This is a genomic window from Psychrobacter sp. Ps1 (assembly GCF_022129425.1).
GTDB lineage: Bacteria > Pseudomonadota > Gammaproteobacteria > Pseudomonadales > Moraxellaceae > Psychrobacter.
On record NZ_JADQAN010000008.1, the window covers coordinates 70176 to 88047 of the forward strand.

Annotated in this window: 6 protein-coding genes; all 6 read left to right on the forward strand. The window is 45.4% G+C overall.

Annotation, left to right across the window (positions count from 1 at the left end):
- Positions 1-748 precede the first annotated feature (748 nt).
- The 6 genes from I3249_RS05875 to I3249_RS05900 all read left to right on the forward strand — a co-directional run bounded on the left by I3249_RS05875 (position 749) and on the right by I3249_RS05900 (position 17838).
- Positions 749-1534 carry a transglutaminase family protein gene (locus I3249_RS05875; protein WP_201579743.1) on the forward strand — a complete coding sequence of 262 codons (786 nt, stop codon included), beginning with the start codon at positions 749-751 and terminating at the stop codon, positions 1532-1534.
- A gap of 42 nt (positions 1535-1576) precedes the next feature.
- Positions 1577-2317 carry a peptidase gene (locus tag I3249_RS05880; protein WP_179799172.1) on the forward strand — a complete coding sequence of 247 codons (741 nt, stop codon included), beginning with the start codon at positions 1577-1579 and terminating at the stop codon, positions 2315-2317.
- A gap of 608 nt (positions 2318-2925) precedes the next feature.
- A complete protein-coding gene (locus tag I3249_RS05885) occupies positions 2926-6327 on the forward strand; it encodes a BRCT domain-containing protein (RefSeq protein WP_238069076.1) in 3402 nt (1133 codons plus the stop codon).
- A gap of 70 nt (positions 6328-6397) precedes the next feature.
- The gene (locus I3249_RS05890) at positions 6398-14146 is read left to right on the forward strand and encodes a HEAT repeat domain-containing protein (RefSeq protein WP_238069079.1); all 7749 of its coding nucleotides are present in this window, start codon (positions 6398-6400) and stop codon (positions 14144-14146) included.
- Positions 14143-16395, forward strand: a complete 2253-nt coding sequence (locus tag I3249_RS05895; protein WP_238069081.1) for a hypothetical protein — start codon at positions 14143-14145, stop codon at positions 16393-16395. The genes I3249_RS05890 and I3249_RS05895 overlap by 4 nt, the downstream gene beginning before the upstream one ends.
- Positions 16396-16398: 3 nt before the next feature.
- Complete coding sequence (locus I3249_RS05900) at positions 16399-17838, forward strand: reverse transcriptase family protein (protein ID WP_238069083.1); 1440 nt, start codon at positions 16399-16401, stop codon at positions 17836-17838.
- The last annotated feature ends 34 nt before the right edge of the window (positions 17839-17872 follow it).

The following is a 17872-nucleotide window of genomic DNA, read 5'->3' on the forward strand; positions in this document are numbered from 1 at the left end:
CAGGTTACGAGAGTTTAGATGATGCGCCCATGATACTGCTACTCTCTACCGCCAGCCACTTGATATGGCTAGGCCGATATAGTGAGCGTCTGTATTACTACGACGATGTTATGAAACAACTTATCAAAGGCGATTTCAAAAAATCACAGATCAGACATCTAATTAGTCATTTAGGGTTTGCCGTTGATGGTGAAGTGTCACTGACCACCATGAAAGCACAAATGATGGCTGATTTGGAACAAAACATCATACCCAATATCGTGCAATCGATTGAGGATAATGTCCAAGAGGCCAAAGGTGTCATTGGTAAAGATACTGCTGAGTTATACAACTTGATCAAGCGTTTATCGAGTGCTGGCACGTATCGAGCAGCGACCTTGCAGCTACACGCGTGTAACGCTGCGATGAAACAAGAAAATCCGACAGTGACTTGCTTCTGGCAATTAGGGCGTCACTTTGAGCAGCTTGAGCGTGCCGTCTTGTTGGGAGAGGATTCAACAGAGATCAGTTTTGAATTCAGACATTGGATTAATGAGTTGCCGGAAAATACGCGCTGGCGTGAGCTTATCCGCTTGACCAACCAGATGATCAGGTCAAAGAAATTTAGTGATTTTGCGCTGATTAGCAAGGAGTTCAATCTCATACTGCGTCAAGGTGTATAGAAGGTGTCTAGCCAAAAACCAATAGCAATGGCTCATGAGACATATGGAATAAACAGAAAATAGAAAGACGCTATAAGGAAAATGCCATGAAACTTCAAATCAGTCACCAAACCAACTATTATTACGATGAGCTGGCGCAGCGCAGTGTACAGTATATACGTATGACACCCATGCAAATGCCGCACCAAACCATTCATAAATGGGATGTCATGCTGCCTAAAGTGGCGACCAACCAAAAGGACGGCTTTGGTAATGCATGGCTCACGCTCAGTCGTAACGAGGCACATAACAACTTACAAATGCAGGCGTCGGGTATCGTTGAGATCAACACCGAAACCGAACGTTTAGAGGATATGGATCATGTCCCCTACCTGCTATTTACCGTACAAACCCCTTTGACCAAATGCTCACAAGAGATGCGAGAATTTGCAGCACCATATCTGAAAACCCCTACTCATGACAGCTTAAAGGCGATGGCGAATGCCCTTATTATGAAAATGCCTTTTGTTAAAGACGTCACACATGTGGGCACAACTGCTGCTGAGGCGTTTGCGACAAGTGCCGGTGTGTGCCAAGACCATACACATGTGTTTTTAAGTATCTTGCGCGATCAACAAATTCCAGCGCGTTATGTGTCCGGTTATCTGTATGACGATACCGAAAATCACATGGCCAGTCACGCATGGGCTGAGGTTTGGCTGGATGGTTACTGGTATACTTTTGATATCTCAAATCAGGCGTTTACCCCAAACTCACATGTGTATGTGGCTATTGGGCGAGATTATCTAGATACGGCGCCTGTTCGCGGCGTGCGTATGGGCGGCGGTTACGAAAATCTTTACAGTTTGGTATTAGTCAAAAAGCTATCATAGCGTTTGCTATTTTTTATTACGTTTATTCATCAAGGGTATTTTATGACTTATTGTGCTGCCATTCGTCTAAAAGACGGTATGGTCTTTGCCAGTGACACGCGCACGAATGCCGGTGTTGATCACATATCGACATTCAGAAAGTTGTATCAATACGGCGTTGAAGGCGAGCGCTTTATGGTGCTACAGACAGCTGGTAGCTTAGCGACATCGCAGGCAGTGTTCAATAAACTACAAAGCGACATTGACCAGCGTGCTGAGAGTAACCTCAATACAGTAGCGACGTTGTTTGATGCCGCGCAAATGGTTGGTGAATGTATGCGTGATGTTATGAACCATGCAAAAGCAGTCGCTAACTCTACTCGCGATGGTGCATTTACCAGCTCGTTTATGCTTGGTGGTCAAATAAAAGGACAGCCACCTGAGCTATACCTGATTTATCCTGAAGGCAATTGCATCAAAGCCACTGAAGATACGCCCTTCTTTCAGTTAGGTGAAAGCAAATATGGCAAACCTATTTTGGATCGTTCTGTCAGCTACAACACGGATGTAAGGCACGCGGCACGTGCGTTGATGCTGTCATTTGATTCCACGATTCACTCAAACCTATCAGTCGGTATGCCGATAGATTTTGTACTTTATAACAATGACAGCCTAGCTCTGCCAAACGGCCGACGTATTGATGAGCGTGATGAATATTTTAATACCATCCGTCATCAATGGTCAGATGCGTTACGTCGCACGTTAGTTGAATTGCCTAAATGTCCTGATGGTTATTGGGGATAAATAGTTCCGTATAAAATCATACTTTCTGCACTAAGAAGCCCTTTGTGATAGACAGAGGGCTTTTTTATTATCAACTAATAATCAGGCAATAAAAAACCGGAATAGCGCTGAATAAACAGCCCTAATCCGGTTTTGCTTTAAAGGCCTTGAATGCCATCATAATGATGTCACACTCAATTGTTGTGTAATCTACCTCATGACCTGGTACATGGAAGACTCACTGGACTGCACCTAGATAAAGGCCCTAGTGCATTAGCTCAATCACGATTGCGTGATTGCGCCAGCGAGCTAATGACACTAGGGCCTTTATCTAGGTATTAGCAGGACTGAAACAGTCTTCCTTGGGTAAAATGTAATGGCTTGACTCGTGGACGACGCAACGTCGCCCCTCACCGTAAACGGTGAAACGCTAAATCTCACAACTCGTTAAGTTTGCCTCATAACAGTTATTATTGTCAATATATAATTGCAAATAAAATCGTGCGCGACGCTATATGTCGCAGACCATATATTTCCTTACAAAAGTCCTTGATATTTTCTGTGAAACGCGCTTTTATGGTGCTACAAAATTACGCGCACTGACAAAATAAAAATTAAGGCAAATTTCTATGAGTCTGTCATTTTCACAAATTCAGCAAGCTTGGCAAGCCCAAGATCCAAGTTTGGTCGATAAATTATGTACATTGGCAACTCAAGCTGATGCAATTCCCGAGACGCCCATCCCTGAGCATGAGCTTACTTTTGATCGGTTTTTAGATGAGATATTTAGTCATCAGTTTCGGGACCAACATTCCGAAGTACAGTTTGCAGAGCGCGTGGCAATGATTGCCAAACTGGAAGCAGACGAAGGCGTTTACCCCCTCCCAGATCGCTATAAGATCCATATAACACTGACCGCACTGTGGGAAGATGGCAGCGCGTACTCTAGAGCCATCTTAAAACAAGCCATTACGGCTTTGCCAGTCAGCTATGGTGCGTGGAAGGGTTTAAAGCGTATTTATAAGCAAGCTGAATTTTCTCAAGATTATGAGATATTTGGACAAATAGCCGCCAAGATTGATTTACAGCGTTTCAATCAAACCGCCAACTCTGCGGTCAGTCTCGCCACCAAAACCTATATGAGCCTTAGAGCATGGCGTTATCTGCGGCAGTTGGGTCAGCAAATGCCGATTGGCTATATTGATGCTGCCGTCTGTGTACTCGCCAGCTATGACGAAACCATGACGGCAGGTAGCCTTGAGCAAACGAACAGCTGGGTACTTAATCACATCTGTTTCCATAACAGCCTTGATTATGGCGTCAATCGATTCAGCAGTCGCTCACCTCGCAAGCTTTTTGATGCCAAAGGTCGCGCGTTCTCTGAAGCGTGGCAACGAGACCCTGAACCACTTATTGAGTTACTGGCCATCGCCAGAAACGAGGCTATCAGACAGTTTGCAACCGATAGCCTAAAGCACGATTTCAAAACCCAATTACGTGATGTGAGTGGTGAGACGCTACAATATTTATCTGCCGGACAAGCGCACAGCAAAGCACGTGATGAGATGATTGTTTGGCTATTAGAAAATTCACCGCATTTTGAAAAGTCTAAATTTCAAGTATTGGGCTTGCATCAAGTCGTACTGCAACTACTCCATTCACACTATCCTGCCGCCTATCAATATGCGATTGGCTATGCCAAAAGCTATGCTCCAGACTTATCACTCACTGAGCTGATGTTACTGGCCATGTCAGATTATGAGCCTATTAGAGCATTTGCCATCAACAATATCTTGAGTCGTGACCCTGTTGCTGATATTGGTGTCAACGGTTGGGGTCAGCTATTAGACACCGAATGTCACTATCAAACGGCGAGCAAACAACTTAGCAAACACTTTACAAGGCGCGACTTGACCCCTGAGTGGTTTTTTGAACGATTGACCAGCGGCAAAACACACAGCGTAAAATTTGCCATAAAAAAACTACCTGAGCTCTATAGTGCTAAAGAGCTAGGGACTGACTACTTTATTCGCATTGCCCAGCAGTTAGATATACCAGAGCAACAGGACTTCTCTGCTTATAACGACAGCTACTGCATGGACTTTGCGTTGGACCAGCTCAGACGTTTGGATTTGAGCCAAGTAAACGCTGACGTGTGGCAAATACTGCTATTACATCCACTATCGCAAGCGACTATTACCGATTGGTTTGATGAAGATGTACTGTCAGCCGCGACGCTTGATATGAGCTATTGGCATGCGCTTGCCTATGAGCGTGATTGGCAAGTGAGTGAATATATTGAACGATTAAAATCTGCTGATACTTCTATTAAAAACTGGCAAAAGCACTTAGCTTTTGATGAGTACTTAGCAGAAAACGTGAGAGATTGGCTGTCTGATGTGCGTCGGTTTGCGCCGATAGATTTAGGTTTCGACTGGCTTATGAACCTTGCGCATAGCGAACAAGCACTCTATCGTGAATTTGCGATTGAACGCATTAACAAAGGGTTCTTGCCTGCCGACTTTATCGCATATCTCGACAGCAATGAAGGCGACTCTACTGATAACGCTTCCAGTAATAGCACTGACAATAAAGACTCAAATAGCGATGCTGCTACTGAAGTAGATTTAACCGGCCAACGCTATTTATTCACAGGCAAGATGCAAAGCATGACTCGTGGCGAGGCCGAAAAAGTTGTGAAAGCGGCTAATGGTGCTATTAGCAGCGCCGTCAACGGCAAGTTAGATTACTTGGTCATCGGTGATGATGGTTCACCATTATATGGCAATGGCCGTAAAGGTAGCAAGCAAGTTAAAGCCGAGAGCTTAATCGCCGATGGTGCTGCCCTAAAGATTATTTCCGAAACCGCCTTTTTACAGATGCTAAGCGGTCAATCACGAGAGGTGTCTGAAGACGATACTTTTGCAGGTGCCAACGCACTGTGGCATATGGCAACAGATGATGCTACTGCACCTATCAGCGAGCTTGCGATCAGCTACCTCAGTCATCATCATGAGCATATCTGCATGGCACTGACAGACAGACCAGTCGATCCCGATGCGATTATCCCTTCTTCATTCTTTGATGCAGAGCGCGTCATTCCTTTGCTGCAACATCGTAACAGCCAGCTGCGAGACTTTGGCTTATTACTGAGTGAGTATGAAATGGCGACGTGGCAACCGACGCCAGCCCTATGGCTGATGATGGCAGAATCTCCCTATACGGATATCACTCAACTGCTGAAGCGTGCGCTATTGGATAAGCCATCCGTTGCCAATCGACATTACCACGTTCAGTCAGCACAATTAAATGCTGGCATGCTGAATGCGTTGATTGAAAGCAAAGCGCGAGTCGCTCGCCAAATCGGTATCACCCTACTACAGCGTCACGCCAAGTTCCAAGATGTGCAGTCTTTATATCGATTGACCCAAAGCACAGACCGTGAAGTACGTTATTCCGCCGTGACCATGCTATGGAAACACTACAAGGCGCGTCACGTGTCGCCAAACTGGCAACCAACCAGTAGCGATAGTAAAGATAAAGATGCTGCACGAGATAAAGACAGCAGCGCTCAACCAGTCATAACAGAGCAGTCAGATAAACGTTTGGCAAGCTTGCCTGCAGAAGTCGATCAGCTACTAATGCTGCTACGCCGTGGTCTTTTTGAGCTACCACCTGGCCGTCTAGGCAGTTCGCAAGAGCCAAGTACTAGTGACAGCAGTAAGCATAAGCAACAACGCTACTCAGATAAAAACTCAGCATCACCACAATCATCAGAGGCAGCTGGGTCAGATAGCAATATCACACTAAAACCTATATCTGCGAGTCGTGCTAAATTGGCGTTGATTGAGACCTTTCGTGATGTGGCATTGGCTGATAGCACCTTTGCGGCGCTCATTATGCCCACACTGTTCACCTTTACGCACTCTGCAGGCAAGATGGAGCGTCATGCGTGTTTGGTTGCCGTCACACGGTTATTGCATCGCTATCCTGAGCTATCCAAAAACCTGCAGCCAGTGGCATCGGCTTAACGGCTTTGGTAAGCAAATATAGATAAAAGATACTTAAAAAATATGACGTCACCTCAACTGAGATAACACCATGAAAACAATAACACTCCCCTATTGGGGTCAAATTATTGGCCTAGTCAGTAAGGCCAACAGCACCCAAGCAGCAACTCAAAAGACAACCAAGCAAGATGGGCGCAGTCTTTTTATTACTCGCCAGCAACAAGCATCTGCTACGGTCTTATATGTCCTTGATCAACAAGGTGAGCAATTTAGCTTATCGACAACTGCGCTGCCTTGTGCGATGCAAGCCATCACCAAAATAGATGACAGCACTATTGTGATGATTGGTGATGATGGTCATCTTTATCAAACGGATTGGCAAGCCAAGAAAGTTAAGAAGACCAGTGCTACATCCTTGTTCGATGCACCTAAAAATAATAACAATGATATAGGCCGTGCCGTAGCCATGGCGCCGCTACAAGATGCACTGGCTATTCTATATCCAAAACATATCGTGGTATGGCCTTATCAGGACAGTCAAGCCAGCAGTACTGTCATCATTGAGCCTTACTCGTCTTCTATAGCAGCATCAAGTAAGGAGTCTGCATTAACCGCGCTAGCAACCTCAAGTGATGGCTCGTGGTTAGTCGTAGCAGATAAAACGGGAGATGTTAGTAGCTATCAATGGAGCTCAGATAAAGCTCAGCTCACTCTAAGTAGCCGAAAACAGCTCCACCAAGGTAGGGTAAACGCGCTGTGTTTTGAGCCAGTCGGGCAGTACTTCTTCTCAGCAGGCACAGACAAATGTCTATACCGTACTCATGTCCAAGGCGATCTGCATCCTGTTGATAGAGCCAAGTCTAGCCAACACAGCGAAATGATCACGGCGCTTTGTGTCTCAGACACTCGGCTCTTCACTGCCGCCGATGACAAGAGCGTCAAATCATGGGCATTTGATAAAGGTCAGCCAAACAGCTGTAAAGAGGATCTAACCAAGGCGCGACAGATCGTCTTATCTTCTTACGCTGAACAACCAACGCTCATCGTAGTCAGTGCTGATCAGAGCTTACGTTTTATACCTATTGACCACACTCAAAGTACATCACAGAATAGCACCTCACAAAATAGTACGGCAAAAAATAGCAAGCTATTACCAGTCAATTATATTATCAAAGACGGCTATCAGAGAATCAGCCAATTACTGACAGATACTTCAAACAATAATGATGTGTCGTTTAAAGAAGGCTTAGCGCTGCTACAGGCGCAAGCAGATAATCAAACATTAGAGCTGATTAAAAAATTACTTGCTGATAGCGACACGCTCACGGCCAACCAAGCATTGCAATTGGTACAGTGGATTGCTACTACTAATCTTGATAAAACTGCACAGGTTTTAGAGCAGCAACTAAGCTCGGCACACAGTGCAAAAGTACGCCTTGCTGCTTTTCATGCCTTGGCCGACCGCGCAGACACGGCGAAGCGCCCGCTGCATTATCTAGAAGAAGCCTTTAAAAACCGTTACTACGAGGAAGTGGTAGCCTCTGCGTTACAAGGTTACCTAAAAGTCGCGATGAAGGATGCCACAAGCCAGCGCCGCATCTTACCTATTTTAAGAGACGCGTTGTCACACAGTTTTGCAAATATTCGTAAGCAAGCATTGGCCTCGCTTGAGACACTATTGCCTGACAACAGCCCTCAAGCAGATTTGATGGCATTAGACTGCAATCAGTCAGACATTGTCCAATCAGGACTGATTCGTCTGTATCAGCGCGGTATGCTAAACCATCTTGAAGTCTCGCGTCAGTTGATGCTGCTACAGAATCATCGTAATACAGAGATTAGGCAAACAGCGTTTTACGTCTCATTGTTGTCTCAGCCTAAGTTGATAGAGGCATTGAAACAGCAAGGTGACACGCAAACATTACGTACCCTGACTGATTTTGATGACTTTCGCTTACTTCGCGGCACGCTACTAGATAATGCTAGCAACGCAGCGGCAAATGATAAGAGTGTTAAACAATCAGAATCCGATGAGGCGATCCGTTTAACCTTATCCACGCAAGATTTTATCTCACAAGCAGATAGTACCCAAGCATCTAAGAGTAAGGCTAAAACGGCAAAATCCAAGAAGCCTGCTACTGAATCTATAAAGCTAAGCAATGACACGTTAGAACCCTTATTACAAAGCTTAAGCAATAGTCACGAAGATATCAGTTTCCGAGCGGCGTATGCGCTGGCTTGCCTACAAGACAAACGAGCGTTTGGCACCCTGATTAGCCTAATGAGCCATGATGACAGTGCCATCATCCGTGCTGGTGTCGCCACAGCGCTTGGTCATTTAAATATAGAAGACGCCAAAGCAGTCCTACCGACATTACTAGATGATAAGGACGCTGGCGTGCGCCAAGTGGCCATGCAAGCCTATGGCAAATTGGCAGACAATGCATTGTCTTGGGCAGCGACAGGTTTTGCTTCTAAACATCAAGACATTCATGAGCAGTCTTTAGCACTGTTTTTAAAACATGTCGCACCAGATAGCTCAAATAGTGGTGACAAAAGCACTCAGATGTCGTCAGAGATGACAGACATACTGCTACAGGCATTGAATAATCCTTTTACCAGCATTCGGTTAGAAGTGGTAAAAGTTCTATTAAACCGCCAATTTAAGCAGTCATCTGACACTATTTCTAAAAACGTTTCTGACGATGTTTCTGATAGTACTATCGTTGATATTATCAAGCTATTGCAGCAAAGCCTCTTTGAAGATGTACATCAAGTTGCGATAGAAGAATGGCAACGACTGTTGCTAGCAATGAACTCGAAACATAAAACAAATAAAGCCAATAACACTGAAGAAACCAGCCACCAAAAGACCAATCAAGCTGTCCTGACCCTGTTCTTTGCGGATACGTTTGCCGCTATCCGTAAGCAAGCCTTTGACATCGCACTTAAGCAAAGCAAACACTTAGGGTTTACTGACGTCATGTTAAATGCACTTGCCAGCCCTTATGCGGACACTAAGCAACTGGCCCTTACGACAGTGCAAGCCAGAGCCAATACGACTCAGCTGACACAACTGATGCCAGCTCTAGTGGCCATGTTCGCTGATGACAGTATTGAGCTACGTAAACAAGCTTTGACGGTCGCTTTGGCGCTGACAGACTTACAGCCTACTATTTTAGCGGATTACAGTAGCCTAGATGATAGTAGCACCGATGATCAACCTAATCATCACGAAGCATTGATTGCCGCGGCCCTCAACAGTCCTTATCCTGATATTCAGCTAACAGTCGCTCAACTGCTGGCCAGCCAATCACGCTTATACACTGACGAAGAACAGGCAAAGCGAAGTGATGAGCAAGCGTACCAAGTCTTTAAGCATTACTTAGATCTACCAATACCCTCTCAGGACAAAAAAAGTGAAACATATACTCAGTGGTACAGTCATGTAGGCCAAGCATTATTTGGTTTATCAAAGCTAGCTTATCCCTCAACATACAACGCGCTTAACTGGTACGATAAATATTTACACCACCCTGACGCCGATTTTAAATCACTTGCTCCAACACTCACGCTCATGGTGACTGTAAACGATATTGATCTGCTGCTCAAATGGCAAAAAGATGAGAGCCCCATTATTTGCCATTGTGCCAATTTTGGTTTGGCTATCCTAGGTGATACGCGTGGGCAGGCTTTGTTGACTCATGATATTTATGGCAATATCGACAATAGCAATCTGGTAGCATCAAAAATGCCTGTTTATTGGCTTCAAGCGCAGCACGGTTTAGGTATTACACATGCACGACAATTACAGCCTTTGTTTGAGTCAGAGTCCTATGCAGTAGCAGCCAGACTGTTATTGATATTTAATGACTTACAGAATGGCTTGCAAGGTGGCTGGCAAGATAGCCTGCAAGCTACTAAAACAGACACTACTAGCATTGGTCGACCTAACCGACTGATAGAAACATTAAGCTTTGCGGATAATGACACGGCAGTAGTCTATGCCAATATACTCGCTCGTTACCCGAATGACGTACAACAACGCAATAACCAGCAAGCACTATCGTCAGCATGGCAGTACCTAAGTGATTACTTGTCACGTCAATTAGGCAGTGTTTTATCGTCTCACTCTGAAGTCATTACAATGATGATAGATGCCATGCCAAACACGGTATATAAAGGTGGTGTTAAAGGACAGTCGCATAATACATCCTCTATCCGAGCAAGTATCCTAACGACGGTGAGTACCGAAAACTTACAACAGCTCGCCAATCTCAGTCGACATCAACAGCCATTGGTACGCGCAAAAACCATTAGTGTCATTTGCAACTTATCTGAATTACTCGCCCATGACTACTATGACGATGAGGACGATGTTTTTGAGACATTACAAAAATGGCAACGCAGTTTACAGGCATTGTTAAGTGCTCACCCAGTTACGGCCACCGTTAATATGGCAGGCAATGCGCAAACAGTCGGTAGCTCTCCTACTGAACAACAAGACAGTCAGGAAGTGCATTATCCTTATCAGTCTCTTGCCTTTGGCGCTTGGATTGGTGTCATACGTGCAGGCGACGATTATTATGCTAATAGCAGCACCACAGACCAAGCCATTCGAGGGCTAATGTGGCTTGCTACTCAACCATCGCAGCTGAACACCAATAACAACACTAATAACGATGAGGACTGGCGAGACAGTACCAGTCGCGTGTTGTTGCCACTACTGAACCATAGTAGTTTTGACATTCGTGAGTTGGCTTGGGCATGCTTGTATAAGCTGGACATGCCAGCCAAAAAGCTGGCTGACTATGCCATGAGTACGCCCTACCGTGATATGGTCAAACGCGGCTTGGATCTATTGCTAGATACCGCAAATAACAATGCTATACAGCAGCAAAGCAAACCATCGGATACAGCTACTGTCAGTAGTAGCGCTGATCAACAACTCATTGATTTATTAAAAACCAATAATCACACCTTAGCAGAAGAGGCCTATCAGCTGTTAAAGGGCCGACTAGGCCATCTGCCTGCTAGCTTACTTGGGCTACAGTCTTATTGTCAGTCGCTACTGCCTCAGATCGTTGCTGAATGGAAACAAGTCATCGTCACGCCCTTTGCAAACAGTCAATCGCCGTCAGTGCAACGCCAAGACAAACTGACGTTTTTGTTGCATGCTGTGAAGAGTGATGATTGGAATGCAAAATATCAAGCACTGAGTCAACTGGTTGAGTTTTATGACGTACTCTTTGCGGACAGCACGCTATTTGATAGCTTGTTCGATTTTGCTGAAGATGCTCAGGCCAGTAATGAGAAATACCGTAGCTGGCAGTTGCTTGTTGATGCACTCACGTCGTACCAATTCATCAATAAGAACACTTTAGAGGGTCATTTAAAGAATGGTTTGGAGAGCAGCTTTGATATTGCGACTGCTGAACAAGTTGCTAATGAAGCGCACTTACGATTATTAGCCTTACTTGACGATCCCCATATCAACAAACCTAAGCAGTTTATTTATGGTGATATCGCTGACCTGCGTAATACGCATCTGGTCGCACCATTACTACAGCGTTTAGAGAATCTGTTTGAGTACACGCCGCAAAAGCATAAAGAAGAGCGTAAATACTTATTTGACACTTTGGTGAAAATCAGCGGTTACGATCAAAACATCGATGACTACCTAGATGAGCGTGAAGACACGCGTTGGTTACAACGTCAGCATCCTAGAGACTCGAAAGTCTTGCTGTCACTGTTTACGACCCTTATGAGTCATAGTGATTATGCACTTGCCGCGCTGCTATTGCCGTCACTTGCATGGGCAAAATCGGACGACAGTGATTTATCCTCGCGCATTGATAGCGCTTTGGCGCTAGCCTACGAGCAGATGCCAGCTAAATATATCTTTAAGTTGGTTGAAGCACTGGCATATCGAGCCAAAAGACGACATGGTAGTATTGCCTCATTACAAAACGCCCTGCGTAATAAAGACGCTGATGTGCAATTTGCCGCGGCTGAAGGACTCGCTAAATGCGGTCATGCTGATGGGGTCAATATCTTGATGGCCACGATCGATTACAACCCTGATGCTGAATTCCGCAGCTGCAGTGTGTTAGCCATTGGCGAGCTACTAGGCAGCAATAACAATCAAAATTCTGATTTGCCTAATGCTAGCTCGCCTGCGGACAACGCTGATAAAAACTTACAGGTTCATACCTTATACAAAGCCTATGATAAGTTAATCAAACTGGCTGAAGATGACGAGCATTACCTGCAAGACGTGGCCAGTGAAGCCTTAGGCCGCCTTGCACAAGGTGGTGACTTTGAGCATAGTCCGCATATTTTTGAGCTATTAAAATCGCACTTGTCAGACCCCGCAGTCCATTTCACCAATCCCGCCATTGTCCATTGGTTAAATGGACTGCGCTGGCTCAACACAACGCCTGCTTGGGAACAAATCCGCAGCTATATCCGCACTCATATCGATAAAGCCATATTCTTCCGTCCACAAAGGCATGCGGTATGGCTACTGCAGATGAATGATAACGATGCCAATAAAGCATTAATTTTAGATATCTTAAAGCAAAACAACCTAGATCGTGCTGTGCTCATGGCGGCTTATACTGCGGCACAGAAAACCTGGGGCAGTCTCGCGTCGCAGATTTATCCTTATGATTGGGCAGCCATCCAAAGCCATAATGATGACTTTGTAGAAGAGACGGAGCATTTGAGTCTAAAGCGTATCATTGATAATAGCAGCATCGATGAGCTGGCAACATTCATCACGCAGCATGGTGAGCACTTGCCAGCCGATACCCTGATGGCACTGCAAAACGCCATTATGGCCAAGCAAGATATGCCAACATCACAGCTTACCGCGTTAATTACCAGTAGTAATCCCCTGACACAGCATATTGGACTGTGTTATCTGACCCAATATCCAACTAACTATTTAGACAAAGAAATGGTTGCGACGTTGCAGCAGCGTTTTGACACTGCAAGCGAGCAATGGCACACGCTTATCGACACCATCAACCGCAGTCCAACGACCATCAATAATAGTCAGTGGATTGGCATGGTTGAGCAAGTGGGTACCACCATCAGACAACTGGTGTGGCTAATCATGCGTCATATATCCATTACCATTGCCAAAGGTGCTGTCGATAAAGCGGCTACTAAGCAAATCGCGGCAATGCTTGATTGGCTCAATGATTCTCGTCAACCATTGACCATCACTTCTATTCCACTGCTTTCTACGACTGTTAGCGGTTGGTGGCAGCAAGCGCTATTGGCACTACTGGCCAGACCAGTCGCTGAAGATAAGGTATTATCAAATATAGTGCCAACATTGAGCACTGTATCAGCTATAGCTCAACCGCAGCTAACTTATGACAACCAAACCTTACTATCAACGCTGCTAACTCGTATTGAACAAAGTGGTACATCTACCCAAAAATCCATACTAACTATAGTAAAGAATGCGCTGAAACATAAGGGCTCGTCTACCGAGATACCAATCAATCAACAGCTGCTACAGTGGAGCAAAGCAAAAGACGCTGACGCACTTTATCATTGCGCAAGTAATGACAACATGGAGATGACGGTTCGCATCCGTGCCATCGAAGCGCTTGGACAGTTACATGATCCAAATATTGAACAATGGCTGACGGCGCTCATGGCACATGAAAATTCAGACATTCAGAAGCTTACTTATAAAGTACTACGCCGCTGGCAGCGTGCCATGATACGAGCACAGCAAAAGCGTCCGTCGTCATCCATTGCAGCACAAAGTAGTCAGGACAGCAGTCAAAAAAGCAATCAGGGTGAAGGAGACAGTCAATGACTATAGATAATCAATTAGACCAAGCATCAGAAACAGAGTCAGACGTAGTAGCAAACACTGATGGCCTGATGATGCAATTGGACTACGCCGCACCTAGCCAAATCAGTCAAGTTAACGAATCGTCAGACTCACTATCGGAGGTGCAAACGACCGAACACACTCAGCATGTGGCACTATTTGCTCAGCTGAATCGATCGGAGGTTAACTTCCACGGTAAGGTAAAGTCTCCCCTTGTCTTTCGTGACAGTTTGCTAGCGCTGTTTGATGTGGTGAGTAGTGATTATCGTTATGTGCCAAAAGACCGCTCAGCGTACACGGTATTTATGCAGATGCGCCGTGCCAGCAGCAATAAAAACCTATTTACTGCGCAGCGTGATTATTTCACGTGGTTGTTCGATAATGACCCACTGGCTTTTTGTATTTTGGACCCGATTATTCAGGTGCATGAGCAAGGGGTTAGCTTTGAGGTATTTAGCCGTGATGAAGGCTGCTACGCCCAACTGACATTGACCAATGAGATTTTTGAGCAAAGCGCCAAAGCTACCCTTGGTACTACGAGTATTGATTATAGTGCGGCTTTGTTTAACGGTATTGAGAAAATTCGCGACCATCAGCAAACAATGTTAGACATTGGTCATGAAGCGGTCGGTTTGCAGTTGCTCGAAGCCAAACCAGAGACCGCTGAAGCAGATGCTGATAGTACAGTAACCAAGCCCACCGTAAAAAAACAGATTATAGAAAAACGTATCAACGTGCCCAAAAGCTGGATCAGAGCGCTGCTACAAGTACAATCTGCAGGTCAATTACCACAAGACACCATCCATCTTGATCCAATCGCATTGTACAACGTGTTGTTTGAGCTGCGTATGCATGCTGATATCAAAGGCAAGCGCCGAGGATTGCTGATTGAGCTTAGACCTCAGCAGCTGCCGGCGATTATATTAGAACCTTTTGATATTACTGTCACAAGCCAAGTCAGCCAACAGCAAAAGCCCTATCAAGGTCAACAAGCAAAGCTCATTCGCTTATGGGGTCGCCGTCGTCTCAGCCTATTAAAACGTCTGTTGCCACATACTGACAGCGTTTCAGTATCGCTACTGGGGCAAGGCATGCCAAGCTATTGGACACTAAAAGGCAAAGGCTTTCATTTCACCTTTGCCATGACAGGCTTTAGCCAAGCCAATTGGTCACAGTCATTAAACTTTGACTTGTTACTGCCAAAGCGCCCATTACACAATACATTAGCTGCTAGTGAAAACTTGTCAGACAGTAGTAAAGCAACTTTAAATGACAGCAATAATGATAGTAACGATGAGCATAATGGCTTGTCCGTATCGATTAAAACCCTGGAAAATACCCCTAGTACGCTAGAAGATTTGGTAAAGTCGCTATCAGCAGATGCTTCATTAACGTCTGTGCCTGTTTCTCACTCACAAGTACAGCAGTGGTTACTGTCAGGTACTCAGCAAGGCTTGATTCGCTATGAGATGGCGACGCAGCTGTATCACTACAGACCTTTGAGCCAAGTGCCGCTTGATATGGCACAGTTCGCTTATCACAACGAAGCAGAAAAGCAGGCCTTTGATTTGATTGGCCGCACGGATGCCGTACAGAAATTCTCTGTTGAGACTGTCGCTACCAAAGGCGTGAGCATCAGTGCTGATGTCTATGTTGAAGAGGATCGACGTACTTACCACAGCCAGCTACAATTAGGCGATGAAGGGATAGTCACCAAGGCGGAATGTAGCTGTCCGCAGTACTTGCAGCACCGACTCACACAAGGCGTGTGCGCGCATCTTATTGCGCTACGACTTAGATATAATCAATACGACCCAAATAACACGGGCAATGACAGCTGGCATGACACTCGTGTCTTGAGTAAACGCGTACCGAGTAAGCGCTTTAATCAGCCTAAGAATAAAAAAGAAAGCGTACAAGTAGCATCCAATAGCTCGCTGATGACATTACCTTCTGCACCGACGCTTGATTTAACGGCCTTAGCCCAACCAGCTGCTCAGATACACGCGACTACAAGCGATAAGACACAAGCGTTAACCGCACAAGAGACCGCTATTGCGTATGTTTACATCACCATTGCCCATAAGAAGATTACCATTGAACAAACAATAGGTGACAAGGATACGCGCCAGCAGCTGGTGTTCAATCAGCCGGCCCAAGCCAAAGCCGCATTTTTACAACATATTGCCAGATTTGAAGCCAAAGGCTTTATCGAAAACCAAGGGATGTAATGTATGACCACACACACAGCCAACAATAACGATTACATCAGCCCTGAGCCAGTACCCACTCCTTTTGAGCGTCAGTGGCAGCAACTATGGCAAGATATTGAGCTGGCGGGCGGACGTTACCAATATGTTCAGCAGCAGCTGGTCAGTCAAGGCTTTATGGTCGATCGTCAACCTGTCGACAATATGAGCCCAAAAGAACGGGATCGCTATAAAAAAGCCTTAAAAAAGGAAGCAGCTGAAGAAAGAAGTCTCAAAAAAGCTGCTTGGCAAGCATACAAAGCGCATCACATGGTTTATCTTGGCCGCCATGTATATTGGACGGACGATACCAGTACCGATAAATGGGATATCAAAGACGCGACCAATCGGCTGATTGAAAACAAACTGCCACTGCTGCGTAAACATAATGAGCTAGCAGAAGCGGTTAACCTTACCATCCCGCAGTTAAAAGGATTGTGCTATCAAAGAGAGGTCGCCACCAATCTGTCTTATTCGCATTTCACTATCGCCAAACGCAATGGCACAGCACGTCAAATATGGTCGCCGATACCACGTTTGAAGTTTGTACAACGCTGGATTTTGCACAATATTTTGAATAACTTAACGACGCATGGTGCCGCCCATGGCTTTGTACGCGGCAAATCTATCGTGACCAACGCAGCAGTACATAGCAATAGCGAGCTCCTTATTAAGCTTGATGTCAAAGATTTCTTCCCTAGCGTGAGCTGGCGCCGTGTCAAAGGCGTATTCCGTCATGCCGGCTACCCAGAGCAAATTTCGACATTACTGGCATTACTCTGTACGGAGTCGCCTAGGCAAGTGGTACAGCAAGATGGCATCACCTATTATGTGGCATTGGGTGATAGAGCCTTGCCACAAGGCGCACCCACCGGTCCTGCATTAACGAACATCGTTTGCTTAAATCTGGATCGACGCTTGACAGGGTTGGCAGAAAAGTTGGGGCTACGTTATAGCCGTTACGCCGATGATTTGACCTTTAGTGTTCCCACTATTAAAGACACCAAACCCAAATCGAAGGCTAAAACAACGATTAAAGCCACGACCAGCACCGCAAAAAAACAAGCCGATGCACAGCACAATAAGCTAATCGGACAACTGCTCGGCTCAGTCCATAAGATATTACGCGAAGAAGGTTTTGCGTTAAATAATGATAAAACGCGCGTGATTCGTAAAGGCAATCAGCAACAAGTGACAGGCATGGTGGTCAATGGTAGCGGCGTGCCAAGGGTATCTCGTCAGATTAAGCGCATGTTACGAGCAGCTGTTCATAACCTAGAGTCAGGCGGTACATTACGCGCTGATGAGACTTTAAATACGCTGTCAGGATATGCCGCTTGGATAGCCTCGGCAGAGCCAGAGCTAGGACACCGTTACCTGACTAGGATTGAGCGTTTGCAAGTGCAGCAAGAGACATCTGCATAGATATTTCTTTATATTTATAAAAAATGAGTATTAG

Excerpts from the sequence above, each read along its gene's own strand:
- I3249_RS05890 (WP_238069079.1), top strand. The coding sequence starts at position 6,398 with ATGAAAACAATAACACTCCCCTATTGGGGTCAAATTATTGGCCTAGTC.
- I3249_RS05880 (WP_179799172.1), top strand. The coding sequence starts at position 1,577 with ATGACTTATTGTGCTGCCATTCGTCTAAAAGACGGTATGGTCTTTGCC.
- I3249_RS05900 (WP_238069083.1), top strand. The coding sequence starts at position 16,399 with ATGACCACACACACAGCCAACAATAACGATTACATCAGCCCTGAGCCA.
- I3249_RS05885 (WP_238069076.1), top strand. The coding sequence starts at position 2,926 with ATGAGTCTGTCATTTTCACAAATTCAGCAAGCTTGGCAAGCCCAAGAT.
- I3249_RS05875 (WP_201579743.1), top strand. The coding sequence starts at position 749 with ATGAAACTTCAAATCAGTCACCAAACCAACTATTATTACGATGAGCTG.
- I3249_RS05895 (WP_238069081.1), top strand. The coding sequence starts at position 14,143 with ATGACTATAGATAATCAATTAGACCAAGCATCAGAAACAGAGTCAGAC.